Raw genomic sequence first — 24,226 nt, forward strand, 5'->3', positions numbered from 1 at the left:
TGCGGGGGTCGGGGCCGGTCCGGGGCGAACATTCCGGACGGCATGATTTACGGCCGTTCTGTGCACCGTTGGGTGGAGCGCCTATTGGCCGCAAATCACGCCCCTGGCCTCCGGCATGGGGAACCCCGGAGTGTCCGGAACGTCCGCCCCTCCCCGTCCCCTCCCGCCGTCGCCCGGCTGCGGGTCCGGGGTGGTGCGGGCCGGCCCCGGGGGCGGTACGGCCCGTCGGCCGGGTACGGGGGACGGCCTCCGTCCGGTTCTCTTGCGCCGCCGCCCGGCTGGGGGCTGACTTCTTGTTTCCGGCGGGCAGGGCCCGGACGGCGCCAGGGCGCACGGCGGAGCAGGACGTGCCCCGCCGGGTGACCGCCGACCGTGCGGCGGCCACCCGGCGGGTGGGAGGTCAGCGGACGTGCATGCCCGAGACGGTGCGGGCGATGACCAGGCGCTGGATCTCGCTGGTGCCCTCGAAGATCGTGTAGATCGCCGCGTCCCGGTGCATGCGTTCCACCGGGTACTCACGGGTGAAGCCGTTGCCGCCGAGGATCTGCATCGCCTGGGCCGTGACGCTCTTGGCGGTCTCCCCGGCGAACAGCTTGGACATCGAGCCCTCGGCGCCCTCGAAGGGCTTGCCGGCCGCCGCCATCCACGAGGCCCGCCACACCAGCAGCCGGGCGGCGTCGATGCGGGTGCGCATGTCGGCGAGCTGGAAGGCGATGCCCTGGTTGTCGATGATCGGGCGGCCGAACTGCACACGGGTCTTGGCGTAGTCCAGGGCGACCTCGTAGGCGGCGCGGGCGATGCCGACGGCCTGGGCGCCCACGGCGGGGCGGGACGCCTCGAAGGTGGCCATCGCGGCGTTCTTCACACGCTCGCCGCCCTTCTTCGCCCGCTCGCGGGCGCGGGCGAGGCGCTCGTCGAGCTTGTCCTTGCCGCCCAGCAGGCAGTGGCCGGGCACGCGGACGTCCTCGAGCACCACCTCGGCGGTGTGCGAGGCGCGGATGCCGTGCTTCTTGAACTTCTGCCCCTGGGACAGGCCGGGGGTGTTCGGCGGGATCACGAAGGAGGCGTGCCCCTTGGATCCGAGCTCGGGGTCGACGACGGCGACGACGACGTGGACGTTGGCGATGCCGCCGTTGGTGGCCCAGGTCTTGGTGCCGTTGAGCACCCACTCGTCCTTGGCCTCGTCGTAGACCGCGCGGGTGCGCATGGCCGAGACGTCCGATCCGGCGTCCGGCTCGGAGGAGCAGAAGGCGGCGACCTTCACGTCGTCGGCGTCGCCGTACATCTGGGGGATCCAGGTACCGATCTGCTCCTCGGTCCCGTTGGCGAGCACGCCGACGGCCGCCAGCGCGGTGCCGACGATCGACAGGCCGATGCCCGCGTCGCCCCAGAACAGCTCCTCCATGACCATCGGGATGCTCAGGCCGGTGGGGTCGAAGTACTGCTGGGCGTAGAAGTCGAGCGAGTACAGGCCGATCTTGGCCGCCTCCTGGATGACGGGCCAGGGCGTCTCCTCGCGCTCGTCCCACTCCGCGGCGGCGGGGCGCATGACGTCGGCCGCGAAGCCGTGGATCCATTCCCGTACGGCCTTCTGGTCGTCGTTGAGGTCGAGTGCGAACTCCGCCATGGAAGCCCCTCCATCCGTTGTTACTAGCGGTAACGTGAATATGTTACCGATCGGTGCGATGTCAACCTCCACCGTCGGCACCCTCCCGTGCGCTCCGCGGGTGTTACGTTGCGCTCAGGCGGCACCGAGGTGTCACAGCAGGGTCGGGGAGGCCGAGGAACATGGAGACCACACATCGGGAGGACCAGCGCAGCGCCACCGAGCGCCGCCGCCGGGAGCTCCTGGAGGCCGCCGAGCGCGTGGTGCTGCGCGACGGCCCGGGCGCCTCGATGAACGCCATCGCCGCCGAGGCGGGCATCACCAAACCCATCCTCTACCGGCACTTCGGCGACAAGGGCGGGCTCTACCGCGCTCTGGCGGTGCGGCACACCGACGCCCTGGTGGACGCGCTGCGGGCCGCCCTGGACGCGCCCACCGACCGGCGCGAGCGCGTGGAGGCCGCGCTCGACACGTATCTGGCCGCCATCGAGTCCAGGCCCCAGGTCTACCGCTTCCTGATGCACCCGGCCGAGGAGTCCGGAGGCGAGCGCGGCTTCGACGTCGGCCAGCACTCGGCCCCGCTGCTGCGCAGGCTGGGCGAGGAGCTGGCCACGGTGATCGCCGAACGCGTCGACCTCGGCGCCGACCGCGAGGAGCGGGCCCGGGTGTGGGGGCACGGGATCGTCGGCATGATGCACGCGGCGGGCGACTGGTGGCTGGGCGAGCGGCCCTGCCCCCGGGAGCGGCTGGTGCGGCACCTGGCCGACCTGCTGTGGGGAGGCCTGGCCACTGCGGAGGATCTGGCCGGCGGCCCGGGTCTGTAGAGCACCGCCGGGCGCTTCCGTCGCGGTCCCCGGGACCTACCGCCCGGGGATCCGCGCGGCTGTCCGGCGTACCGCGCGCAGCGCCCGGCGGCGGCGCGTCCCCGTGAGGCGGTCGGTGTACACACCGCCGTCGAGGTGGTCGCACTCGTGCTGCAGGCAGCGGGCGAAGAAGCCGGTTCCCCCGACCCGCACCGGCGCCCCCGTCCTGTCCCACCCCTCCACCACGGCCCGGTCGTGGCGCCGCACGGCCGCCTCCGCACCGGGCAGGGACAGACAGCTCTCCGGACCGCGTACGATGACGCCGCCGGTCTCCACCAGGCGCGGGTTGACCACATGGCCCAGGTGGCGGCGGTCCTCGTCGTCGGGGCAGTCGTAGACGAACACCCGCGAGAGGACTCCGATCTGGTTGGCGGCCAGCCCCACGCCGTGCGCGGCGTACATCGACGCGAACAGGTCCTCCACCAGGCGGGACAGCTCCGCGCCGAAGGACACCACCTCGGCGCACCGGGCGCGCAGGGCCGGGTCGGCCGACAGCCGCAGGGGATGGACAGAACCGGAACTTCCGGGAATGGTGCCGCGGTGCATGTGTGTCACCCTACGCCGTGTTGATCATCTGTGGGGTGGCGCGGTTCGGGGCCGGGAGCGGACCTCGGTAGGCTGATCCCCGACCCAGGGGCAAGGAGGGACAAGGACGATGGCAGGCAACACGGAGCCGCTGCCGCCGCGGGCCAAACTGGCCGTGACGGCGGGCAAGGCAGCCGCGGCGGTGTCACGGGCCGCGGGCCGCGGCAGCGGGTCGGTGATCGGCGGGAAGGTGGCCCTCAGGCTCGACCCCGACCTGCTGGCCAAACTCGCCCAGAACCTGGACGTCGTCCTGGTGTCGGCGACCAACGGCAAGACCACGACGACCCGGCTGATCGCCGAGGCACTGCGGGCCGCCGGCCCGGTCGTCTCCAACGCGCTGGGCGCCAACATGCCCGCGGGCATCACCGCGGCGCTCGCCGGGAGCGGCGAGGCGCGCTACGGCGTCATCGAGGTGGACGAGAAGTACCTCGCCGCGGTCGCCCGCGATGTGACGCCCAAGGCGATCGCCCTGCTGAACCTCTCCCGCGACCAGCTCGACCGCGCCGCCGAGACCCGGATGCTCGCCGAGCGCTGGCGCGAGGGGCTGTCCGGTTCCAAGGCCGTGATCGTGGCGAACGCCGACGATCCGCTGGTGGTGTGGGCCGCCTCCTCCTCCCCCAACGTGGTGTGGGTGGCCGCGGGCCAGGAGTGGAAGGACGACGCCTGGTCCTGCCCGGCCTGCGGCGGCGTGATGCAGCGCCCCGGAGACGACTGGTTCTGCGGCGAGTGCGGCTTCCGCCGCCCCACCCCGAGCTGGGCCCTGTCGGGCGACCACGTGCTGGACCCGCACGGGTCGGCCTGGCCGATCCGCCTCCAGCTCCCCGGCCGCGCCAACAAGGCCAACGCCACCACCTCCGCGGCCGTCGCCGCCGCCTTCGGGGTGCCGCCCCAGACGGCGCTGGAGCGGATGTACTCGGTGACCGCGGTGGCCGGCCGCTACGACGTGGTGTCCTTCCAGGGGCGCGAGATCCGGCTGCTGCTGGCGAAGAACCCGGCCGGCTGGCTGGAGACCTTCTCCCTGATCGACGGCCCGCCGGCACCCGTGATCCTGTCGGTCAACGCGCGCGGTGCGGACGGCACCGACACCTCCTGGCTGTGGGACGTGGACTACTCCCGGCTGGCCGGGCACCCCATCTGCGTGATCGGCGACCGCAAGCTGGACCTGGCGGTCCGGCTGGAGGTCGCGGGGGTCGACTTCCAGGTCTGCGAGAACGCCGCCGAGGCGGTGCGGCAGTGCCCGCCCGGCCGGATCGAGGCGATCGCCAACTACACCGCCTTCCAGGATCTGCGCCGCGTCGTCGGCAACTGATCCCGGGCCCTCCGGGCTCCCGGCCGGAGCCGGGCGGCCGGAGGCGCCGAAGACGCAAAGACGTCGAAGACGCCGGAAACACGGCGAGGATGCGAGCGAGCATGAGTGAGAGCGGCCTGCGCGTGGTGTGGGTCTACCCGGACCTGCTGAGCACCTACGGCGACCAGGGCAACGTACTGGTGGTGGAGCGGCGTGCCCGGCAGCGCAGGCTGGGCGTGCAGCGGATCGACGTCCGCTCCGACCAGCCGATCCCCACCTCCGGGGACATCTACCTGGTCGGCGGCGGCGAGGACCGGCCGCAGCGGCTGGCGGCCGAGCGGCTGCGCCGCGACGGCGGGCTGAACCGGGCCGTGGACAACGGCGCCATCGTCTTCTCGGTGTGCGCCGGCTACCAGATCCTGGGGCACGAGTTCGTCAACGACCTCGGGCAGCGCGAGCCGGGCCTGGGCCTGCTGGACGTCACCAGCACCCGCGGCGAGGGCGAGCGGTGCGTCGGCGACGTGCTGGCCGACATGGACGAGCGGCTGGGCCTGCCCCAGCTGACGGGCTTCGAGAACCACCAGGGCATCACGCATCTGGGCCCGACCGCCCGGCCGCTGGCCCGGGTACGGCTGGGCCGGGGCAACGGGACCGGCGACGGCACCGAGGGGGCCTGGAACGACACCGTCTTCGGCACCTACATGCACGGCCCGGTGCTGGCCAGGAACCCGCAGATCGCGGACCTGCTGCTCAAGCTGGCCCTGGACGTGAACGCGCTGCCGCCGGTGGACGACCGGTGGTACGAGGCGCTGCGCGCCGAGCGGATCGCGGCGGCCACCCAGCCCGCCTGACACCCGCCCGACGCTGCCGCCCGGGCGTCCGCCGTGCCCATGCGGCGTCCGCTCGGGCCGGATCGGAACCGCCCCCGGCCGAAGTCCCGGCCGGGGGCGGTTCTAATCTGTCCCGAGCGGATCGGCACGAATCGGGAGAGCTGCGGATGGACCACGACGGACACGGCACGATGGCGGATCTGCCGCCGTTCACCCTCGGACGCGGTCTGGAGCTCTCCCCCGAGCCGTTCTTCCTGGTGAGCTGCCTGCTGGCGCTGGCGCTCTACGGCTGGGGCGTTGTGCGGCTGCGGCAGCGCGGCGACACCTGGCAGACCGGCCGCACGGTCTCCTTCGCGCTGGGCGTGCTGACGGTCGCGCTGGTGATGTGCACCAAGCTCAACGACTACGGCATGGTGCTGTTCAGCGTGCACATGGTGCAGCACATGGTGATCAGCATGCTGTCGCCGATCCTGGTGCTGCTGGGCGCCCCCGTGACGCTGGCGCTGCGCGCGCTTCCGGCCGCCGGGCGCGGCCGCAGGGGGCCGCGCGAGATCCTGGTGGCGGTGCTGCACAGCCGGTACATGCGGGTGGTCACGCACCCGGGGTTCACCATCCCGATGTTCATCGCGAGCCTGTACGCGCTGTACTTCACGCCGCTGTTCGACTTCCTGATGGAATCCAAGGCCGGGCACCTCGGGATGATGGTGCACTTCCTGGCGGTCGGGCTGGTCTTCTTCTGGCCGATCATGGGCGTGGACCCGGGGCCGCACCGTCCCGGCTACGTGATGCGAATGCTGGAGCTGTTCGCGGGCATGCCCTTCCACGCCTTCTTCGGCATCGCGCTGATGATGGCCGGCGAGCCGATGGTTCGGACGTACGCGAACCCTCCCGCCTCGCTCGGGGTCACCGCGCTGTCCGACCAGAACGCCGCGGGCGGCATCGCCTGGGCGTTCAGTGAGATTCCCACGGTCATCGTGCTGATTGCACTCGTCTTCCAGTGGTACTTCTCCGAACAACGGCAGGCTCGGCGCGACGACCGGGCCGCTGACCGCAACGGCGACCAGGACCTGACCGCGTACAACGCCTACCTGGCGTCGCTGCAGGCCCGCGGCCAGTAGCGCACCGGGCCGGGCCGGACAGGACGGGGCCGCCGGCCGCGGCGATACGACGGCCGCGGCGACCGGCGGTCCCGCTCCGACCGACTCGGGAGGAAGGTGTGAGCGATGCCGGAGATGGCGAAGGCCATGACCGTCACCACGGTGGCCGCCCTGATACTGGTGACCGCCTACTCGGTCGCGCTGGGCGGCAGCGGCTGGCTGTGGTTCGCGTGGGTAGTCCTGGGGCTGGTGACCCTGGGCGTGGTGACGTCGCGGGAGCGGTGAGCCGCCGCTTGCCGGGGCGGGCCGGGGCGCTCGTCCCGGTCCGCCCCGGTCCACCCCGCCACAGGCGTGCGAGTCCCGGCCCGGGCAGCCCCCGGGTCGGGACTCGCACGCCTGTGGCGGGCTCGGGGGCGAGCCCGGAAGCGGACTCAGAAGTCGAACACCGCTCCGGTCTGCCTGAGCAGGGCGCAGGCGTTGGGGAACTCCGACCGCCAGTGGATCCGGCTCCCCCGCCAGGTGCCCGTGACCTCGGCCACCACGGGCCGGTGCTCGTTGGTGCAGTCGCGCTGACGGCCGGAGAGCCGGCGCAGCTCGCCCCCGGACCGGTCGATGGCCTCGCAGGCCTCGGCCGCACGGGGGTGGGGGCCGCCGCCGTCGTCCGGGCAGATCAGCATCACGCCCCGTGTCCAGGTGTCCTCGGCGTCGGAGACGGTCAGGAAGACCTCGCCGCGGGCCTGCTCGATCCCGGGTGCCCCGGGGGCCTCGGCGCGGGCGGCGGACGCCGGGGTGAGGAGTGCGGCGACGGCAGCGGCGGCCAGTGCCGCGGCGGCGGTGGTGCGGGTGCGCGGGAACATGCGGGCCTCCAGAAAGCTGGGCACGATTGCGCGCCCAAGACCACCGTGGCGGAGCACCCCGGGCAAGGACCCTCGCCCGTCCCTTCACCCGGTCGGCGGGCACCGCTCCCCCGGCCGGGGCCCGCCGCCGTCCCGCCGCCGCCCCGCGGCCTTCGCTCCCGAGCCGCTCCCCCGGCGCGGACGACGGGCCCGGAGCACACGGGTCTAGGATGCATACATGTCGAAGGTACTGAATAAACTTCCAGTCGGTGAGCGCATCGGCATCGCGTTCTCAGGCGGTTTGGACACCTCTGTCGCGGTGGCGTGGATGCGCGAGCGCGGCGCCGTCCCCTATGCCTATACGGCCGACGTCGGCCAGTACGACGAGCCCGATCTGGCCGACGTGCCGGAGCGGGGCCTGGCGTACGGCGCCGAGCGGGCGCGGCTGGTCGACTGCCGCGACGCCCTGGTCGAGGAGGGGCTGGCCGCCCTGGCGTGCGGCGCCTTCCACATCCGCTCGGCCGCGCAGACCTACTTCAACACCACCCCGCTCGGCCGTGCGGTGGTGGGCACCCTGCTGGTGCGGGCGATGCGTGAGGACGACGTCTTCATCTGGGGGGACGGCTCCACCTACAAGGGCAACGACATCGAGCGGTTCTACCGCTACGGCCTGCTCGCCAACCCCGGTCTGCGGATCTACAAGCCCTGGCTGGACCGGGCGTTCGTGGCCGAACTCGGCGGGCGGCACGAGATGTCCGCCTGGCTGTCGCAGCGCGACCTGCCCTACCGCGACTCCGCCGAGAAGGCGTACTCCACCGACGCCAACATCTGGGGCGCCACGCACGAGGCCAAGCGCCTGGAGTACCTCGACACCTCGATGGAGATCGTGTCCCCGATCATGGGCGTCCCCTTCTGGGACCCCGGGGTCGACATTCCGGCCGAGGACGTCACCGTGGAGTTCGAGCACGGGCGCCCCGTGCGGATCAACGGGCGCGCCTTCGCAAGCGCGGTCGAACTGGTGCGGGAGGCCAACCTCATCGGCGGCCGGCACGGCCTGGGGATGTCCGACCAGATCGAGAACCGCATCATCGAGGCCAAGAGCCGCGGCGTCTACGAGGCCCCCGGCATGGCACTGCTGCACGTGGCCTACGAGCGGCTGCTGAACGCCATCCACAACGAGGACACCGTGGCCATGTACCACGTGGAGGGGCGCCGGCTCGGGCGGCTGCTCTACGAGGGCCGCTGGTTCGACCCGCAGGCGCTCATGCTCCGCGAGAGCCTCCAGCGCTGGGTCGGCCGGCCGGTCACCGGCAGCGTCACGGTGCGGCTGCGCCGCGGCCAGGACTACTCCGTCCTCGACACCCAGGGCCCGCACCTGAGCTACCACCCCGAGAAGCTGTCCATGGAGCGCAGCCACGACCCGGCGTTCGTCCCGGACGACCGCATCGGGCAGCTGACCATGCGCAACCTCGACATCGCCGACTCGCGGGGCAAGCTGGAGCAGTACGCGGCCCACGGCCAGCTCGCCGCGTGGGGCGGGCTCATCGGCGAGCTGCCCCCGGGCGGCGCCGAGGCCATCTCGGCGGGCAGCCACGAGGGAGGGGAGACACCGGTGGACTCCGACGCGCTCGACCACGCGGCGATCGAGTCGGGTACGGACTGAGAACGCGGGGCTCCGGTCCGGGGCCCCACCTGCTCCCGGGGTCGCAACCGGACGGCCCCGGGATCGGGTTGGCGGGGTCCGGGCCGTCGCGGAAGCCGGCGGGCACGGGCGCCGGATGTGGTCGCACACCGCGGTGCCCGCACATACACTGATTCCTCCCCGACCGACTCTCCGGCGCCCTCCGGCCGGGAAGCGGCCGGGGGCGAAGAAGCAGCCCGCAGGCCCGTCCGGTGCGGTAGGGAGCCACCCCGTGTTCTACTACGTGCTCAAGTACGTCCTGCTGGGGCCGCTGCTGCGACTGCTGTTCAGACCCCGGATCGAGGGGCTGGAGAACGTCCCGGACGAGGGCCCGGCGATCATCGCCGGAAACCACCTGTCCTTCTCCGACCACTTCCTGATGCCCGCGATCCTGCACCGGCGCATCACCTTCCTCGCCAAGGCGGAGTACTTCACGGGACCGGGCCTGAAGGGGAGGCTGACCGCCGCTTTCTTCCGCAGCATCGGCCAGATCCCGGTCGACCGCTCGGGCCGCGGCGCCGGGCAGGCGGCGGTCGAGGAGGGGCTGCGGGTGCTGCGCCGGGAGGAGCTGCTCGGCATCTACCCCGAAGGCACCCGGTCGCACGACGGGCGGCTGTACCGGGGACGGGTCGGCGTCGCCTCCATGGCTCTCAGGGCCGGGGTTCCGGTAATCCCGTGCGCGATGGTGGGCACCTTCGAACTCCAGCCCCCGGGCCGGAGACTGCCGAGGATCGGGCGGGTGACCATCCGCTTCGGCGAGCCGCTGGACTTCTCGCGCTTCGCCGACCAGCACGGCGAGCGGACGGTGCTGCGCGCGGTCACCGACGAGATCATGTACACGATCATGAATCTGTCCGGCCAGGAGTACGTGGACCTGTACGCGCCCGACGCCAAGGCCGCGCAGGCGGAGGCCGCCAAGAGCGGCGACGACGCGGACCCGGCTCCGGGGAACGCCGCGCCGTAGACCTGCGCCGAGCACGCGCCGGGGTGGGCGGGCAGACGGGCCGGATGCCGCCGGAGCCTTCGCCCCCGCCCGCCCTGGCACGGGAGCTGAGGGGAGGGCCGGTGCGGACCCCACCGGGTCGGCGGCGAGTGACGCGCCCTCCGGGCGGCAACACCGACCGCATGACCGACCGCCACGAGACCCCCCTGGAACGCGCCGACCGCAACTTCCTCGAGCTGCTGCAGGAGCTGAGGGTCATCCAGACAGGCGTCCAGATCCTCTTCGCCTTCCTCCTCACCCTCGCCTTCACCCAGCGCTTCACCGGCCTGGACACGGTGCAGCGCGGCACCTACGTGACCACGCTGCTGCTGGCGGTGACCGCCTCCATCCTCTTCACGGCGCCCGCGGCCCTGCACCGGGCGCTGTTCCGGCGCGGGGTCAAGCGGCTGATCGTGGACGTGTCCTCGCGGCTGGCCGGGGTCGGGCTGGTCTTCCTCTCCCTGGCGCTGACCGGGTCCGTGCTGCTCGTGGTGGACGTGGTGCTGGGAAGGGCCGCGGGGCTCGCGGTGGCGGCGTGCGTGCTGGCGTTCTGCGCGGCGATGTGGGCGCTGCTGCCCTTCGGACTGCGCCGGAAGGCCGCGGCGCGGCGGAGCCGTGCGGCGGGCCCGCCGCGGGAGCGGCCGCCGGACCCCGGATGAGCGGCCGGACGGGCGGTGCGGGCGCCCGGTCAGGCGTCCCTCCCCGCGGGCGGCGCGGTGCGCGCGATGGTGGCCGCGGCCGCGTCCAGCTCGGCCTCCGTCAGATCGGCGCGGGCGGTCAGCCGCAGCCGGGAGATCCCGTCGGGCACCGAGGGGGGCCGGAAGCAGCCGGCGGCCAGAAAGGCGCCGCGGCAGTCGGCGGCCCAGCGCACGGCCGACTCCGCGGAGGGGGCGCGTACCGACACCACGGCGGCGTCCGGGCGGGTGGCGTCCAGACCGGCGCCCGCCAGCCGCTCGTACAGCCCGGTGGCGACCTCGCGGACGCGGGCGGCACGGCCGGGCTCGGTCCGCAGCAGCCGCAGCGCGGCGAGGGCGGCGCCGGCCGCGGCCGGGGCGAGGCCGGTGTCGAAGACGAAGGTGCGGGCGGTGTTGACCAGGTGGTCGATCACCCGGGCCGGGCCGAGGACGGCGCCGCCCTGGCTGCCGAGCGACTTCGACAGCGTCACGGTGGCCACCACGTCCGGGTCCCCCGCCAGGCCCGCCGCGTGGAGGGCGCCCCGCCCACCGTCGCCCAGGACGCCCAGGCCGTGCGCGTCGTCCGCCAGCAGCGCGGCACCGTGACCGCGGCAGACGGCGGCCAGAAAGGCCAGCGGCGCGGCGTCGCCGTCGACGGAGAAGACGGTGTCGGTCACGGCCACGGTGCGGCCGGCGAAGCCGTCGAGCGCCTTGCGCACGGCGCCGGGGTCCGCGTGCGGTACGACGGCGGTCTCCGCCCGGGACAGCCGGCAGCCGTCGATCAGGGAGGCGTGGTTGGCGGCGTCGGAGACCACCAGCGTGCCGCGGTCGGTCAGGGCGGTGACCGCGGCGAGGTTGGCGGCGTAGCCGGAGGAGAACACCAGGGCGGCCTCGAAGCCGCAGAAGTCGGCGAGCTCCGCCTCCAGTTCGGCGTGCAGTTCGGTGGTGCCGGTGACCAGGCGGGAGCCGGTGGCGCCCGCGCCCCAGCGGCGGGCGGCGGCCGAGGCGGCGGCGACGACCTCCGGATGCCGGGCCAGACCCAGGTAGTCGTTGCCGGCGAGGTCGAGCAGCGGGGAGTCGGCGGGCCGGGGGCGCAGGGAGCGCACCAGGCCCGCGCGGCGGCGCAGTTCGGCGTGCTCGTCGATCCAGTCGAACGGGTCCGGGGTGCTGCGGTGCTCCTGCGGCATGGCGGGCCGTCCCTCGCCTTCTGTCGGTTCCGCCCAAAGGTAGTGGCGGACGGACCCGCACAGGGTGTGGCGATACACACACCTTCCGCCCGCCCGGTTGTGGGGGTTCGTCCTTGGCCGCGGGCGGGCGCGTAGGCGAGGATCAACGCCATGGACCTGCTGAAGACGCTGGTGGACAAGGGGCTGCGGCGCGAGCTGCCCACGCGCGACGAGGCGCTGGCCGTACTGGCCACCTCCGACGACGAACTCCTCGATGTGGTGGCCGCGGCCGGGAAGGTGCGGCGTCAGTGGTTCGGCCGGCGGGTGAAGCTCAACTACCTGGTCAACCTGAAGTCCGGGCTGTGCCCGGAGGACTGCTCGTACTGCTCGCAGCGGCTGGGCTCGAAGGCCGACATCCTCAAGTACACCTGGCTGAAGCCCCAGGAGGCCGCGGCGGCGGCCGGAGCGGGCGTGGCCGGGGGCGCCAAGCGGGTGTGTCTGGTGGCCAGCGGGCGCGGTCCCACCGACCGGGACGTGGACCGGGTCTCGCAGACCATCGCCGCCATCAAGGAGCAGAACGAGGGCGTTGAGGTGTGCGCCTGCCTGGGGCTGCTCTCCGGCGGCCAGGCCGAGCGGCTGCGCGAGGCGGGCGCGGACGCCTACAACCACAACCTCAACACCTCCGAGGCGACATACGGGGAGATCACCACCACTCACACCTACGCCGACCGCGTCGAGACGGTCCATCAGGCGCAGGCGGCCGGGCTGTCGGCCTGCTCGGGGCTGATCGCGGGCATGGGCGAGTCGGACGCGGACCTGGTGGACGTGGTCTTCTCCCTGCGTGAGCTGGACCCGGACTCGGTACCGGTGAACTTCCTCATCCCCTTCGAGGGGACTCCGCTGGCGAAGGAGTGGAGCCTCACGCCCCAGCGCTGCCTGCGCATCCTGGCCATGGTCCGCTTCGTCTGCCCCGACGTGGAGGTCCGGCTGGCGGGCGGGCGCGAGGTGCATCTGCGGTCGATGCAGCCGCTGGCCCTGCATCTGGCCAACTCCATCTTCCTGGGCGACTACCTCACCAGCGAGGGCCAGGCGGGCAGGGCCGACCTGGAGATGATCGCCGACGCCGGTTTCGAGGTGGAGGGCGCCGGGGAGCGGACGCTGCCCGAGCACCGGGCGGACGCGCTCGCCGCGTCCGGCGGGGGCTGCGGCGGACACGACGGCGCGGGAGCCGGCGGGGGCTGCGGGCCCTGCGGCGGCGGCGCGGACGCCGGCGTCACCGCGGACACCGGCGTCACCGCGGGCGAGCCGGTCTCGAAGGCGTCCGGGGAGACGGGTGCCGCCGAGGGCGCGGACGCCGCGGCGGCGTCCGGACGGGCCCGCACCGATCTGGTGGCGGTGAGGCGGCGGGGCGCGGGCACGGAGCTGCCGCCCAATGCCTGACGCCGACGCCCCGCTCGCCCTCTCCCCCGCCTCCGGCATCCCGCCCGAGGAACTCGCCGAACTCGACCGCCGCCACGTCTGGCACCCCTACGGCCCGATGCCCGGCCGCTCCGAACCGCTGGTCATCTCCTCCGCCTCCGGGGTCCGGCTGCGGCTGGCGCGGCCGGCCTGGGGCAGCGTGGAGCTGGTCGACGGGATGTCGTCGTGGTGGTCGGCGATCCACGGCTACAACCACCCGGTGCTCAACGACGCGGCGAGCGCCCAGCTGGAGCGGATGAGCCATGTGATGTTCGGCGGACTCACCCACGAACCCGCCGTACGGCTGGCCAGGCGGCTGGTGGACGTCACCCCGGAGGGGCTGGAGCACGTCTTCCTCGCCGACTCCGGTTCGGTGTCGGTCGAGGTCGCCGTCAAGATGTGCCTGCAGTACTGGCGTTCGCTGGGACGGCCGGGCAAGCGGCGGCTGCTGACCTGGCGCGGCGGCTACCACGGGGACACCTGGCAGCCGATGTCGGTGTGCGACCCCGAGGGCGGTATGCACCACCTGTGGTCCGGGGCGCTGCCCGAGCAGGTCTTCGCGGACGCTCCGCCGGGCGGTTTCGACGCCGGCCCCGACCCGGCCTACGAGGCGCACCTGCGGGAGCTGATCGCCTCCCACGCCGACGAGCTGGCCGCGGTGATCGTGGAGCCCGTGGTCCAGGGCGCGGGCGGGATGCGCTTCCACTCCCCCGCCTATCTGCGGGTGCTGCGCGAGGCATGCGACGAGCACGGCGTACTGCTGGTGTTCGACGAGATCGCCACCGGCTTCGGCCGTACCGGTTCCCTGTTCGCGGCCGGCCACGCGGGGGTGACCCCCGATGTGATGTGCGTCGGCAAGGCACTGACCGGCGGTTATCTGACGATGGCCGCGACTTTGTGCACCACGCGGGTGGCGGAGGGCATCTCGCGCGGCGAGGTGCCGGTGCTGGCCCATGGCCCCACGTTCATGGGCAACCCGCTGGCGTCGGCGATCGCGGTGGCCTCCCTGGACCTGCTGCTCGCCCAGGACTGGGCGGGCGAGGTGAAGCGGATCGAGGCCGGGCTGCGCGCCGGGCTCGCCGGGGCCGCCGCGCTGCCGGGGGTGCGCGACGTGCGCGTGCTTGGGGCGATCGGAGTGGTCCAGCTCGACCACGAGGTGGACATGGCGGCGGCCACCGAGGCGGCGGTGCGCGCCGGCGTGTGGCTGCGGCCGTTCCGCGACCTGGTGTACACCATGCCCCCCTACGTCACCGGCGACGAGGACGTGGCGCGGATCGCGGCCGCGGTGTGTGCGGCGGCGCGGGCGGGCTGAGCAGGCGGGCCGGGCGGACGGCCGGGCAGACGGTGCGGAAGCGGGCCGGGACGTCCCGGTGCACGAAGGAGCGAGGAGAGGCGCGAACATGTCGGTGCTGGTCGTCACCGGGACGGGCACGGAGGTCGGCAAGACCGTGGTCACCGCGGCGCTGGCCGCCGCGGCGGTGGCGGCGGGCCGCTCGGTGGCCGTGCTCAAACCCGCGCAGACCGGGGTGGCCGAGGGCGAGCCGGGGGACGCGGCCGAGGTGCGGCGTCTGGCCGGCGCGGACGTGACCGCCGTGGAACTCGCCCGCTACCCCGAACCGCTGGCCCCCGAGACGGCGGCGCGCCGGGCCGGTCTGCCCCGGGTGCGTCCCGAGGCGGTGGCGGAGACGGCGCGGGCCCTGGCGGAGGAGCACGATCTGGTGCTGGTCGAGGGCGCGGGCGGGCTGCTGGTCCGCTTCGACGAGCGGGGCTCGACCCTCGCCGACGCGGCCCGGCTGCTGGGCGCCCCGGTGCTGGTGGTCGCCGCCGCCGGGCTGGGCACCCTGAACGCGACGGCGCTGACGACCGAGGCACTGCGCTCCAGGAGCCTGGAATGCGCCGGTGTCGTGGTCGGCAGCTGGCCGCGCGAGCCGGATCTCGCGGCCCGCTGCAATCTGGCGGACCTCCCGGTGGCGGCGGACGCCCCGCTGGCGGGGCTGCTGCCGCAGGGGGCGGGCTCGCTGGAGCCCCCGGTGTTCCGCGGGCGGGCGGCGGGCTGGCTCTCCCCGCGGCTGGGGGGCTCCTGGAAGGGTGGGGAACGGCCGGCGGAGCGAGAATGGGAGACCGCACCGAGGTGAGAGCCCCTCCCGGAGGACGCCCATGGCCCCCCGCCGCAGGTCCGAGACCGACGCCGTGCACCACCCCGTCTTCGCGCGCTACTACGCCCGCTTCGCCCCGGCGGTGGACGAACGGGCCGGGATCGGCGCGCACCGCGCCGAGCTGCTGGCCGGGCTGTCCGGCCGGGTGGTCGAGGTGGGGGCGGGCAGCGGCCTGAACTTCGGCCGCTACCCGGCCGCCGTGCGCGAGGTGGTGGCGGTGGAGCCGGAGCCGCTGCTGCGGCGGGCGGCACGGGAGGCCGCGGCGCGCGCCGCCGTCCCCGTCCGTGTGGTCCCCGGCGTCGCGGAGGACATCCCGCTGGACAGCGAGGCGTTCGACGCGGCCGTGGTGTCGCTGGTGCTGTGCTCGGTGAGGGACCCCGACCGCGCCCTGGCCGAGATCCGCCGGGTGCTGCGGCCGGGCGGCCGGCTGTGCTTCTACGAGCACGTCCGGGCCGACGGCACCGCGATGGCCCTTCTCCAGCGGTCGCTGGACCGCACCGTGTGGCCGCACCTGTTCGGCGGCTGCCACACCGCACGCGACACCGTGGCCGCGATCGGGGCGGCGGGCTTCACCGAGCTGTCCCTGCGGCGGCTGCGGGTTCCGGAGAAGGGCGTTCCGACACCGGTGTCGGCACACGTCCTGGGCGGTGCCCGGCGGCCGTGACACCGCCGGGGCGGCCGGGCGCGTCACGGCCGCGGCTTCCGGGGCGCTCCCGCCGCCCTGTGGATGGACGGCCCCGCACCGGGTACGGACCTGTCAGTCGTCCCGGCTCCCGTGAGGGGGCCGTCCGTCCGAACCGGGAGGTGCGGTGTCCACTGACGCGCGGAAGGCGAGCGAGGCGCCGAAGGCGGGGCGGTCCGCCGCCCGGGCCCGCGGGCTGACCAAGAACTACGGCAGTGGCGAGACGGCCGTGGTGGCACTCGACTCGGTGGACGTCGACATCGCCGAGGGCCGGTTCACCGCGGTGATGGGCCCGTCCGGTTCGGGCAAGTCGACGCTGATGTACTGCCTGGCCGGGCTGGACACCGTCACCGAGGGGAGGGTGTGGGTCGGCGACACCGAGGTCACCGGGCTGGGGGACGCGGAGCTGACACGGCTGCGGCGGGACGAGATCGGCTTCGTGTTCCAGTCCTTCAACCTGCTGCCCACCCTGACGGCCCTGGAGAACATCACGCTGCCCATGGACATCGGGGGCCGCAGGCCGGACCGGCGGTGGCTGGACACGGTGATCGACACGCTCCGGCTGCGGGACCGCCTCGACCACCGGCCCACCCAGCTCTCCGGCGGCCAGCAGCAGCGGGTGGCGTGCGCCCGTGCGCTGGCCTCCCGTCCGAGGCTGGTCTTCGCCGACGAGCCGACCGGGAACCTCGACTCGCGCTCCGGGCTGGAGCTGCTGGACTTCCTGCGCCGGGCGGTCGACGACCTGGGGCAGACGGTGGTGATGGTGACCCACGACCCGGGCGCCGCGGCCCACGCCGACCAGGTGCTCTTCCTGGCCGACGGGCGGATCGTCGACGAGATGCCGCGCCCCACCGCCGGGGCCGTCCTGGAGCGGATGAAGCGGTTCGACCCCGTGCGGCAGTACTGACCCGGGCCCGCCCCGCTCCGCCGTCCCCGGAAAGCCCCCCGGAACGTCTCCGGGGCACGGCCTGACGCCCTGACCGACACGCCCCCGGCCCCGGCCCGGGGGCCCGATCCCCTTCCGCAGTCCGGACCGTGAGGAGAGCCGCATGACACGACCGTTCCGCTTCGGCGTCAGCCTGGTCGCCCTCGACTCCCGCGACGCCTGGCGTGCCAAGTGCCGCCGCGCCGAGGAGCTGGGGTACGACGTGCTGCTCGTGCCCGACCACCTGGGCGCTCCCGCGCCGTTCCCGGCGCTGGTCGCCGCGGCCGAGGCGACCCGGCGGCCCCGCGTGGGCACCTTCGTGCTCAACGCGGGCTTCTGGAACCCCGCTCTGCTGGCCCGCGAGGTCGCCACCTGCGACCGGCTGACGGGCGGACGGCTGGAGCTGGGGCTGGGCACCGGGTACGTGCGCTCCGAGCACGAGCGGGCCGGGCTGCCGTGGGGGTCGCCGGGCGAGCGGGTGGACCACCTGGAGCACACCGTCGCCGAGCTGGACCGGCTGCTGTCCGACCCCGAGCACGTCCCCGCGCCCCGGCAGCGGCCCCGCCCGCCGCTGCTGATCGGCGGCAACGGCGACCGGGTGCTGCGGCTGGCCGCCCGCCACGCCGACATCGCCGCCTTCACCGGGACCCGGCAGGCCCCCGGCGCGCCCGAGGGTGTCATCCACCTGATCAGCCCGGACGAGCTGGAGGAGCGGACGGCCGCCCGCCGCCGCTTCGCCGCCGGCCGGGAGGAGCCCGCCGAGCTGAACTACCTCGTCCAGCGGGTGGTCGTCACCGACGACCGGCGCGCGGTGGCCCGCGAGCTGGTCCCGTACGCCCTGGGCGCGACGGAGGACGAGCTCCTGGAGCACCCGGCCCTGCTCGCCGGCAGCGTCGGACAGATCGCCGGGCAGGTGCGCGCCCACCGCGAGCGGTACGGCTTCAGCTACATCTGCGTGCTGGAACCGTACATGGAGGTCTTCGCAGAGGTGATCGAGGAGTTGCGGGGCAGCTGACGCCCCCTGGTGACCACATGACGGAACACCGCGCGTACGCCGCCCGGCCGGTGCTGGGATGCCGCCATGGACGATCTTGTGAACGACTTCGGCCTCCGTGTCCGGACCGCCCTCGCCTCGGACGTCGACGCCGTCCTGGCCTTCTGGGCCCAGGCCGCGGAGGGGACGAGCATCAGCGACGACCGTGCGGGAGTGGCCCGGCTGATCGACCGGGACCCGGACGCGCTGCTGCTGGCGGTGCCCGGCGGGGGCCCCGGGGAGCCCGCGGCCGCCGGGGCGCCTGCCGCCGGGCCGGTGATCGGCTCAGTGATAGCGGGCTTCGACGGCTGGCGCTGCCATCTGTACCGGCTCGCGGTCCATCCGGCGCACCGCCGCCGCGGTGTGGCCTCGGCCCTGCTGGCGGCGGCCGAGGCGCGGTTCGCCGCGCTGGGCGGGCGCCGGGCCGACGCCATGGTGCTCGACCGCAACGCCGCCGCCCACCATGCCTGGCGTGCGGCCGGCTACGCGCCGCAGCCGCAGTGGAGCCGGTGGGTGAAACCGCTGGACTGACGGGCGCGGCCCGGTAGCGGACCGGCGGCCCCGGGCAGTGCGCGGCGGCTCGCATACGATGGACTGCCCATCGCGCGCTCGAGCCGTGTATCGCGGCCGCCGTGTCCACGGCGCGCGCTCCGGAGCGACATCCCAGAGAAAGGTGTGTGAGCGTCCGCCCATGGGCGAGCCTCCCAGTAGTACCGGCAGCAGAGCCGGCAGTAGAAGCGGCAGTGGAACCGGCCGCGAACACGGCCGTCGAGCGGCTCTCTCCGTCCCGCCGGACCAGGGGACGGGGGTGACCCGGTGACCGAAGTGCTCCTCCTGCTTCTGGCGCTGCTGCTGACCCTGGCCTGTGCCGTGTTCGTCGCGGCGGAGTTCTCGCTGACCACCGTCGAGCGCGGCGATCTGGAGCGGGCCGCCGAGCGCGGTGAGCCGGGCGCCGACAGCGCTCTGACGGCGGTGCGGTCCCTGACCTTCCAGCTCTCCGGCGCCCAGCTCGGCATCACCGTGACCGGTCTGATCATCGGCATGCTCTCCGAGCCCTCGACCGCGCGGCTGCTGGCCGGCCCGCTGCGGGCGGCCGGGCTGCCCGACTCGGCGGCGTCCTCGGTGGCGCTGGTGGCGGGCACGGTGCTGTCCACGGTGGTGCTGATGGTCGTCGGCGAGCTGGTGCCGAAGAACTGGGCGATCTCCCGGCCGCTGCCGGTCGCCCGCCGGGTCGGCGGCCTGCAGCGCGGTTTCAGCGCCGCCTTCCGGCCGCTGATCACCCATCTGAACAACACCGCCAACCGGGTTCTCCACCGTCTCGGTCTGGAGCCCACCGAGGAGCTGGCCTCGGCCCGCTCCCCGCAGGAGCTGGTCGCGCTCGCGCGCCACTCGGCGAAGGCGGGCGCCCTGGAGGCGGACACCGCGGAACTGTTCGTCCGCACCATCCGGCTCTCCGAGCTGACCGCGCAGAGCGTGATGACGCCGCGCGTCCAGGTCATCGCGCTGGAGGAGAGCACCTCCGCGCAGGACGTGGTCAACGCCGCCCGGGCGACGGGCCTGTCCCGCTTCCCGGTCTACCGCGGCAACCTCGACACCGTGGTCGGCGTCGCCCACGTCAAGGACGTCATCGCCGTCCCCGCCGGCCGCCGCGCCGGCTGCCCGGTCACCGGGCTGCTGCGCGAGCCGGTGCTCGTACCGGAGTCGCTGACCGTGGACCGGCTGCTGGACCGGCTGTCGGGCAAGCAGGGAGGCAACAGCATGGCGGTGGTGATCGACGAGTACGGCGGCACCGCCGGGGTCGTCACCCTGGAGGACATCATCGAGGAGGTCGTGGGCGAGGTCCGCGACGAGCACGACCCGCTCCAGACTCCCGATCTGGTCCCGGCGGGCGCGGACGGGGAGGGCCGTACCGTCTATGACGCGGACGGTGCGGCCCGCACCGACCGGCTGGAGGAGATCGGCCTGCGCGCCCCGGACGGCCCGTACGAGACCCTGGCCGGGCTGATCGCCACCGAACTGGGCCGCATTCCGGTCGTGGGCGACGTCCTGGAGGTCGCCGGGTGGCGGCTGGAGGTCGTGGACGCGACCGGACGGCGGGCCGCCGGGGTACGGCTGACCGCCCCGCCCGAACCCGGTGACGGGGACGGGGACGGCCACGACGACCACGACGGCGGCCGGGAGGGCCACGACCGGGCCGGCGGCGGCCACGGCGGCCTCGGGGACGCCGGCGGGCGCCGCGGTGCCCGGGTCGGCGCCCAAAGCGGGGAGGCGGACCGATGACCGCCGTCCAACTGCTGATCGGCCTGCTGACCCTGGTCGCCAACGCCTTCTTCGTGGGCGCGGAGTTCGCGATGATCTCGGTGCGCCGCAGCCAGGTCGAACCGCTCGCCGAACGCGGCGAGAAGCGGGCGCGCGGTGTGGTGTGGGGTCTGGAGCACGTGTCGGCCCTGATGGCCACCGCCCAGCTGGGCATCACCTTGTGCACCCTGGTGCTGGGCGTGGTCGCCGAGCCCGCGATCGCGCATCTGCTGGAGCCGGTGTTCCAGCTCGCCGGCGTGCCGGAGGGCCTGGTCCATCCGATCGCCTTCGTGATCGCGCTGGCGGTGGCGACGTATCTGCACATGCTGCTGGGCGAGATGGTGCCGAAGAACATCGCGCTGGCGGCGCCCGAGCGCGCGGCGTTGCTGCTGGGACCGCCGCTGGTCGCCCTCACCCGGGCCCTGCGGCCGGTGATCTTCGGTGTCAACGCCCTGGCCAACGGTCTGCTGAAGCTGCTGCGGGTGGAGCCCAAGGACGAGGTCTCGGCGACCTACTCCGACGACGAGCTGGCCCGGCTGGTGGCCGACTCCAGCGAGGCCGGACTGCTGGACGAGCGCGCCACGGAGCGGCTGCGCGACGCGCTGGAACTGGGCCGGCGCCCGGTCGAGGACGTCGTACGGCCCACCGACCGCGTCGTCTTCGCCCCGTTCGGCGTCACTCCCGAGGGGCTGGAGCAGCTCTCCGCGCGCAGCGGGTTCTCCCGCTTCCCCGTGGTGGACGACCGGGGCAGGGCGCTGGGTTATCTGCACGTCAAGGACGCGCTCGACGCCGTGCACCGCGACGCGCCCTTCCCCGTCGCGGCGCTGCGGCCGATCGCCCGGGTGCGGGCGACGGCGCCGCTGGACGACGTGCTGGGCGCGATGCGCGGCAGCGCCACCCACCTGGCGGCGGTGATCGGCACGGACGGGCGCGCGGTCGGGCTGGTCACCATGGAGGACGTGCTGCGCGAACTGGTGGGCCGCTGACGGCGGGGCGGGGCGTCCCCGAGGAGACGTGCACCGCGAGGAGACGTGCACCGGAGGAAGGCACGTACCAAGCGGTCGGTTATCATGGTCCGCGCCATGGACAGTGCAACCGACTCGCCCGCCCCGCCCGCCATCACCAGCTTCGTCGCCCTCGGGGACTCCTTCACCGAGGGCATGTCGGACCTGCTGCCGGACGGCAGTTACCGCGGCTGGGCGGATCTCCTCGCCGCCCGCCTCGCCGCCCGCACCGACGGCTTCCGCTACGCCAACCTGGCGGTGCGCGGCAAGCTGATCCGGCAGATCGCCGGGGAACAGGTGGACGTGGCCGCCGCCATGGGCGCGGATCTGGTGACACTGGTCGGCGGCCTCAACGACGTACTGCGTCCGAAGTGCGACATGGGCCGGGTGTGCGGCCTGCTGGAGGAGTCGGTCGCCAGGCTCGCCCCCGAATGCCGCCACCTGGTGCTGATGCGCAGTCCCGGGCGGCGCGGGCCGGTACTGGAGCGCTACCGGGCCCGCATGGAGCACCTCTTCGACTTCATCGACGATCTCGCCGAGCGGCACGGCGCCCTGGTGGTGGACCTGTACGGCTGCGACGCGCTGAGTGATCCCAGGATGTGGGACGACGACCGGCTGCACCTGACCGCCGAGGGACACGAGCGGGTGGCCGAGGCCGTCTGGCAGCGGCTGGGGCACGAGGCCGAGGCGGACTGGCACGCGGCCCTGCCGCCCGCCGTCCTGCCCGGCTGGTACGCACGCCGCGTCGCCGACCTGCGCTTCACCCGCCGCCATCTGCTCCCGTGGATCGGCCGGCGGCTGACCGGGCGCTCCTCGGGCGACGGGCTGACGCCCAAGCGGCCCGACCTGGCACCGCTGGACCCGGCCGTGGACCGGGGCCGGTACTCCGCACCCGACCTGGCGCCGCTGGCCTGCGAGGACACCCCGTAGAATCCCCGGGTGTGACTGACAAGCCGCGCATCCCGAACGTCCTCGCAGGCCGCTACGCCTCCGCGGAGCTGGCCCGACTGTGGTCCCCCGAACACAAGGTGGTACTGGAGCGGCGGCTGTGGCTCGCCGTGCTGCGGGCCCAGAAGGACCTGGGCGTCGAGGTGCCGGAGCAGGCCCTGGCCGACTACGAGCGGGTGCTCCAGGATGTCGACCTGGCCTCGATCGCCGAGCGGGAGAAGGTCACGCGCCACGACGTGAAGGCGCGGATCGAGGAGTTCAACGCGCTGGCCGGGCACGAGCACGTGCACAAGGGCATGACCTCCCGGGACCTGACCGAGAACGTCGAGCAGCTCCAGATCCGGCTGTCGCTGGAGCTGGTGCGCGACCGCGCGGTGGCCGCGCTGGCGCGGCTGGGCCGGCTGGCGGCCGAGCACGGCGAGCTGGTGATGGCGGGGCGCTCGCACAACGTCGCCGCGCAGGCCACGACGCTGGGCAAGCGCTTCGCGACCGCCGCCGACGAACTGCTGGTGGCCCACGCGCGGCTGGAGGAACTGCTGGCACGCTACCCGCTGCGCGGCGTCAAGGGGCCGGTGGGCACCTCCCAGGACATGCTGGACCTGCTGGGCGGGGACGGGAGCAGGCTGGCCGAGCTGGAGGAGCGGATCGCCGCCCACCTCGGCTTCGGCCACACCCTCACCTCCGTCGGCCAGGTCTATCCGCGCTCACTGGACTACGAGGTGGTGACCGCTCTGGTCCAGCTGGCCGCCGCGCCCTCCTCGCTGGCCAAGACCATCCGGCTGATGGCCGGGCACGAGCTGGTGACCGAGGGCTTCAAGCCGGGTCAGGTCGGCTCCTCGGCGATGCCGCACAAGATGAACACCCGCTCCTGCGAGCGTGTGGGCGGTTTCGCCGTCATCCTGCGCGGCTACGCCTCGATGGTCGGCGAGCTCGCGGGCGACCAGTGGAACGAGGGCGACGTCTCCTGCTCGGTGGTGCGCCGTGTCGCGCTGCCGGACGCCTTCTTCGCCCTCGACGGACTGCTGGAGACCTTCCTGACGGTCCTGGACGAGTTCGGCGCGTTCCCCGCGGTCGTCGCCCGCGAGCTGGACCGTTACCTGCCGTTCCTGGCCACCACCAAGGTGCTGATGGGCGCGGTGCGGGCCGGGGTCGGCCGGGAGACGGCCCACGAGGCCATCAAGGAGCACGCGGTGGCCTCGGCGCTGGCGCTGCGCGAGGGGGCCGAGCGCAACGAGCTGCTGGACCGGCTGGCCGCGGACGAGCGCATCCCGCTGGACCGGGAGCGGCTGGACGCCCTGCTGGCCGACCGGCTGTCCTTCACCGGCGCGGCCGGCGACCAGGTCGCCGCGGTGGTGGCCCGGATCGAGGAGATCGCGAAGCACCGTCCGGAGGCCGCCTCCTACACTCCGGGCGCGATCCTCTGACCGTCCCCCCGACTGCCTGAGGTCCTTCCGGGAAGGAGAGCCCCGGAAGGACCGCCAGGGAGGGCCATGACCAGGAGGACCACATCCGACCGGACCCCCGGCAGGGGTGCCTCCGGCGAGGAGGCGGGCGGCACCGGGATGACCGGGGAGGAGATGGAGGCGTTGCGCGCCCGCACCGTCCCCGACGTCGTCGCCGAGGGGCTGCGGGTGCTGTTCTGCGGGATCAACCCGGGGCTGACGACCGCCCGGCTGGGACACCACTTCGCCCACCCGGGCAACCGCTTCTGGCCGGTGCTGCACGCCTCCGGCTTCACCCCCCGGCGGCTGAGGCCGTCGGAGCAGCACGAACTGCTCTCGTACGGCCTGGGCATCACCAACATCTCGCCCCGCCCCACCGCCCGTGCCGACGAGCTGACGTCCGAGGAGTACCGCACGGGCGGGCGCGTGCTGGCCGAGAAGGTGGCCCGGCTGCGCCCGGAGTGGCTCGCGGTGGTCGGTGTGACCGCCTACCGGGCCGCCTTCGGGGACCGGAAGGCCCGCACGGGCCCCCAGGAGGCGGCGATCGGCGGCACCCGGGTGTGGGTGCTGCCCAACCCCAGCGGGCTCAACGCCCACTGGACACTGGAGACGATGGCCGAGGAGTACGGCCGGCTGCGCGCCGCCGCGCTCGACGGCCCGTCCTGACGGCGG

Annotated in this window: 24 protein-coding genes; 20 read left to right on the forward strand and 4 right to left on the reverse strand. The window is 74.0% G+C overall.

The genetic code is table 11. From position 1 onward, the window contains the following. Positions 1-400: 400 nt before the first annotated feature. Positions 401-1,627 carry an acyl-CoA dehydrogenase family protein gene (locus tag CUT83_RS15770; RefSeq protein WP_101256475.1) on the reverse strand — a complete coding sequence of 409 codons (1,227 nt, stop codon included), beginning with the start codon at positions 1,625-1,627 and terminating at the stop codon, positions 401-403. A gap of 161 nt (positions 1,628-1,788) precedes the next feature. Here CUT83_RS15770 and CUT83_RS15775 point away from each other — a divergent pair, with 161 nt between their 5' ends. Then, positions 1,789-2,430, forward strand: a complete 642-nt coding sequence (locus tag CUT83_RS15775; RefSeq protein WP_101256476.1) for a TetR/AcrR family transcriptional regulator — start codon at positions 1,789-1,791, stop codon at positions 2,428-2,430. A 36-nt stretch (positions 2,431-2,466) separates the two neighbouring features. Here the strand turns inward: CUT83_RS15775 and def are convergent, their stop codons facing one another. Next, the gene (gene def / locus CUT83_RS15780; RefSeq protein ID WP_101256477.1) at positions 2,467-3,015 is read right to left on the reverse strand and encodes a peptide deformylase; all 549 of its coding nucleotides are present in this window, start codon (positions 3,013-3,015) and stop codon (positions 2,467-2,469) included. Positions 3,016-3,124: 109 nt separating this feature from the next. Here def and CUT83_RS15785 point away from each other — a divergent pair, with 109 nt between their 5' ends. The 4 genes from CUT83_RS15785 (at position 3,125) to CUT83_RS30330 (ending at position 6,554) form a co-directional block, all read left to right on the forward strand. Continuing rightward, positions 3,125-4,363: a MurT ligase domain-containing protein gene (locus tag CUT83_RS15785; protein ID WP_101256478.1), complete on the forward strand. Its 1,239-nt coding sequence runs from the start codon at positions 3,125-3,127 to the stop codon at positions 4,361-4,363. A 101-nt stretch (positions 4,364-4,464) separates the two neighbouring features. Next, entirely contained in the window at positions 4,465-5,193 is a 729-nt protein-coding gene (locus tag CUT83_RS15790) for a type 1 glutamine amidotransferase (protein WP_101256479.1), read from the forward strand. 146 nt (positions 5,194-5,339) lie between these two features. Next, positions 5,340-6,290, forward strand: coding sequence for a cytochrome c oxidase assembly protein (locus CUT83_RS15795; RefSeq protein WP_101256480.1), 951 nt, complete (start codon positions 5,340-5,342; stop codon positions 6,288-6,290). A gap of 105 nt (positions 6,291-6,395) precedes the next feature. Further along, on the forward strand, positions 6,396-6,554 hold the full coding sequence (locus tag CUT83_RS30330) for a hypothetical protein (protein ID WP_165869648.1): 159 nt from the start codon (positions 6,396-6,398) through the stop codon (positions 6,552-6,554). 146 nt (positions 6,555-6,700) lie between these two features. Here the strand turns inward: CUT83_RS30330 and CUT83_RS15800 are convergent, their stop codons facing one another. Beyond that, complete coding sequence (locus CUT83_RS15800) at positions 6,701-7,126, reverse strand: SSI family serine proteinase inhibitor (RefSeq protein WP_101256481.1); 426 nt, start codon at positions 7,124-7,126, stop codon at positions 6,701-6,703. Positions 7,127-7,343: 217 nt separating this feature from the next. Here CUT83_RS15800 and argG point away from each other — a divergent pair, with 217 nt between their 5' ends. The 3 genes from argG to CUT83_RS15815 all read left to right on the forward strand — a co-directional run bounded on the left by argG (position 7,344) and on the right by CUT83_RS15815 (position 10,427). Then, positions 7,344-8,768: an argininosuccinate synthase gene (gene argG / locus CUT83_RS15805; RefSeq protein ID WP_101256482.1), complete on the forward strand. Its 1,425-nt coding sequence runs from the start codon at positions 7,344-7,346 to the stop codon at positions 8,766-8,768. A gap of 250 nt (positions 8,769-9,018) precedes the next feature. Next, positions 9,019-9,750 carry a lysophospholipid acyltransferase family protein gene (locus tag CUT83_RS15810; protein WP_101256483.1) on the forward strand — a complete coding sequence of 244 codons (732 nt, stop codon included), beginning with the start codon at positions 9,019-9,021 and terminating at the stop codon, positions 9,748-9,750. A 161-nt stretch (positions 9,751-9,911) separates the two neighbouring features. Beyond that, the gene (locus CUT83_RS15815) at positions 9,912-10,427 is read left to right on the forward strand and encodes a DUF6328 family protein (protein ID WP_101256587.1); all 516 of its coding nucleotides are present in this window, start codon (positions 9,912-9,914) and stop codon (positions 10,425-10,427) included. Between the two features lie 29 nt (positions 10,428-10,456). Here the strand turns inward: CUT83_RS15815 and CUT83_RS15820 are convergent, their stop codons facing one another. Continuing rightward, positions 10,457-11,629, reverse strand: a complete 1,173-nt coding sequence (locus CUT83_RS15820) for an 8-amino-7-oxononanoate synthase (RefSeq protein WP_101256484.1) — start codon at positions 11,627-11,629, stop codon at positions 10,457-10,459. 150 nt (positions 11,630-11,779) lie between these two features. Between CUT83_RS15820 and bioB the strand changes: the two genes are divergently transcribed. From bioB to mug, 12 genes are all read left to right on the forward strand, one after another. After that, entirely contained in the window at positions 11,780-13,048 is a 1,269-nt protein-coding gene (bioB, locus tag CUT83_RS15825) for a biotin synthase BioB (RefSeq protein WP_101256485.1), read from the forward strand. Further along, the gene (locus CUT83_RS15830; RefSeq protein WP_101256486.1) at positions 13,041-14,378 is read left to right on the forward strand and encodes an adenosylmethionine--8-amino-7-oxononanoate transaminase; all 1,338 of its coding nucleotides are present in this window, start codon (positions 13,041-13,043) and stop codon (positions 14,376-14,378) included. The genes bioB and CUT83_RS15830 overlap by 8 nt, the downstream gene beginning before the upstream one ends. Before the next feature lie 88 nt (positions 14,379-14,466). Further along, positions 14,467-15,201 carry a dethiobiotin synthase gene (bioD, locus tag CUT83_RS15835; RefSeq protein WP_101256487.1) on the forward strand — a complete coding sequence of 245 codons (735 nt, stop codon included), beginning with the start codon at positions 14,467-14,469 and terminating at the stop codon, positions 15,199-15,201. A 22-nt stretch (positions 15,202-15,223) separates the two neighbouring features. Continuing rightward, positions 15,224-15,886 (forward strand): class I SAM-dependent methyltransferase, encoded by a 663-nt coding sequence (locus CUT83_RS15840; RefSeq protein WP_101256488.1) that lies wholly within the window; start codon positions 15,224-15,226, stop codon positions 15,884-15,886. A gap of 145 nt (positions 15,887-16,031) precedes the next feature. Further along, on the forward strand, positions 16,032-16,811 hold the full coding sequence (locus CUT83_RS15845; protein WP_101256489.1) for an ABC transporter ATP-binding protein: 780 nt from the start codon (positions 16,032-16,034) through the stop codon (positions 16,809-16,811). 142 nt (positions 16,812-16,953) lie between these two features. Continuing rightward, positions 16,954-17,844, forward strand: coding sequence for an LLM class F420-dependent oxidoreductase (locus tag CUT83_RS15850; RefSeq protein ID WP_101256490.1), 891 nt, complete (start codon positions 16,954-16,956; stop codon positions 17,842-17,844). A gap of 66 nt (positions 17,845-17,910) precedes the next feature. Next, positions 17,911-18,393: a GNAT family N-acetyltransferase gene (locus CUT83_RS15855; protein ID WP_101256491.1), complete on the forward strand. Its 483-nt coding sequence runs from the start codon at positions 17,911-17,913 to the stop codon at positions 18,391-18,393. Between the two features lie 285 nt (positions 18,394-18,678). After that, the gene (locus CUT83_RS15860) at positions 18,679-20,142 is read left to right on the forward strand and encodes a hemolysin family protein (protein ID WP_101256492.1); all 1,464 of its coding nucleotides are present in this window, start codon (positions 18,679-18,681) and stop codon (positions 20,140-20,142) included. After that, the gene (locus CUT83_RS15865) at positions 20,139-21,146 is read left to right on the forward strand and encodes a hemolysin family protein (RefSeq protein WP_101256493.1); all 1,008 of its coding nucleotides are present in this window, start codon (positions 20,139-20,141) and stop codon (positions 21,144-21,146) included. Before CUT83_RS15860 ends, CUT83_RS15865 begins: the two co-directional genes overlap by 4 nt. Before the next feature lie 96 nt (positions 21,147-21,242). Beyond that, a complete protein-coding gene (locus tag CUT83_RS15870; protein WP_101256588.1) occupies positions 21,243-22,094 on the forward strand; it encodes an SGNH/GDSL hydrolase family protein in 852 nt (283 codons plus the stop codon). Between the two features lie 11 nt (positions 22,095-22,105). Continuing rightward, the gene (purB, locus tag CUT83_RS15875) at positions 22,106-23,536 is read left to right on the forward strand and encodes an adenylosuccinate lyase (RefSeq protein ID WP_101256494.1); all 1,431 of its coding nucleotides are present in this window, start codon (positions 22,106-22,108) and stop codon (positions 23,534-23,536) included. 138 nt (positions 23,537-23,674) lie between these two features. Further along, positions 23,675-24,220 carry a G/U mismatch-specific DNA glycosylase gene (gene mug / locus CUT83_RS15880; protein WP_101256589.1) on the forward strand — a complete coding sequence of 182 codons (546 nt, stop codon included), beginning with the start codon at positions 23,675-23,677 and terminating at the stop codon, positions 24,218-24,220. The last annotated feature ends 6 nt before the right edge of the window (positions 24,221-24,226 follow it).

Origin of the sequence: Streptomyces barkulensis (assembly GCF_002843305.1) — a bacterium.
In the GTDB taxonomy this organism is placed as follows: Bacteria; Actinomycetota; Actinomycetes; order Streptomycetales; family Streptomycetaceae; genus Streptomyces; species Streptomyces barkulensis.

Bases quoted from the DNA above. Each gene is read 5' to 3' on its own strand.
- CUT83_RS15870 (WP_101256588.1), top strand. From the start codon at position 21,243: ATGGACAGTGCAACCGACTCGCCCGCCCCGCCCGCCATCACCAGCTTC.
- CUT83_RS15850 (WP_101256490.1), top strand. From the start codon at position 16,954: ATGACACGACCGTTCCGCTTCGGCGTCAGCCTGGTCGCCCTCGACTCC.
- CUT83_RS15770 (WP_101256475.1), bottom strand. From the start codon at position 1,627: ATGGCGGAGTTCGCACTCGACCTCAACGACGACCAGAAGGCCGTACGG.
- CUT83_RS15820 (WP_101256484.1), bottom strand. From the start codon at position 11,629: ATGCCGCAGGAGCACCGCAGCACCCCGGACCCGTTCGACTGGATCGAC.
- CUT83_RS15775 (WP_101256476.1), top strand. From the start codon at position 1,789: ATGGAGACCACACATCGGGAGGACCAGCGCAGCGCCACCGAGCGCCGC.
- CUT83_RS15785 (WP_101256478.1), top strand. From the start codon at position 3,125: ATGGCAGGCAACACGGAGCCGCTGCCGCCGCGGGCCAAACTGGCCGTG.
- CUT83_RS15830 (WP_101256486.1), top strand. From the start codon at position 13,041: ATGCCTGACGCCGACGCCCCGCTCGCCCTCTCCCCCGCCTCCGGCATC.
- bioB (WP_101256485.1), top strand. From the start codon at position 11,780: ATGGACCTGCTGAAGACGCTGGTGGACAAGGGGCTGCGGCGCGAGCTG.
- def (WP_101256477.1), bottom strand. From the start codon at position 3,015: ATGCACCGCGGCACCATTCCCGGAAGTTCCGGTTCTGTCCATCCCCTG.
- argG (WP_101256482.1), top strand. From the start codon at position 7,344: ATGTCGAAGGTACTGAATAAACTTCCAGTCGGTGAGCGCATCGGCATC.
- CUT83_RS15865 (WP_101256493.1), top strand. From the start codon at position 20,139: ATGACCGCCGTCCAACTGCTGATCGGCCTGCTGACCCTGGTCGCCAAC.
- CUT83_RS30330 (WP_165869648.1), top strand. From the start codon at position 6,396: ATGCCGGAGATGGCGAAGGCCATGACCGTCACCACGGTGGCCGCCCTG.
- mug (WP_101256589.1), top strand. From the start codon at position 23,675: ATGACCGGGGAGGAGATGGAGGCGTTGCGCGCCCGCACCGTCCCCGAC.
- CUT83_RS15795 (WP_101256480.1), top strand. From the start codon at position 5,340: ATGGACCACGACGGACACGGCACGATGGCGGATCTGCCGCCGTTCACC.
- CUT83_RS15800 (WP_101256481.1), bottom strand. From the start codon at position 7,126: ATGTTCCCGCGCACCCGCACCACCGCCGCCGCGGCACTGGCCGCCGCT.
- bioD (WP_101256487.1), top strand. From the start codon at position 14,467: ATGTCGGTGCTGGTCGTCACCGGGACGGGCACGGAGGTCGGCAAGACC.
- CUT83_RS15815 (WP_101256587.1), top strand. From the start codon at position 9,912: ATGACCGACCGCCACGAGACCCCCCTGGAACGCGCCGACCGCAACTTC.
- CUT83_RS15855 (WP_101256491.1), top strand. From the start codon at position 17,911: ATGGACGATCTTGTGAACGACTTCGGCCTCCGTGTCCGGACCGCCCTC.
- CUT83_RS15840 (WP_101256488.1), top strand. From the start codon at position 15,224: ATGGCCCCCCGCCGCAGGTCCGAGACCGACGCCGTGCACCACCCCGTC.
- CUT83_RS15790 (WP_101256479.1), top strand. From the start codon at position 4,465: ATGAGTGAGAGCGGCCTGCGCGTGGTGTGGGTCTACCCGGACCTGCTG.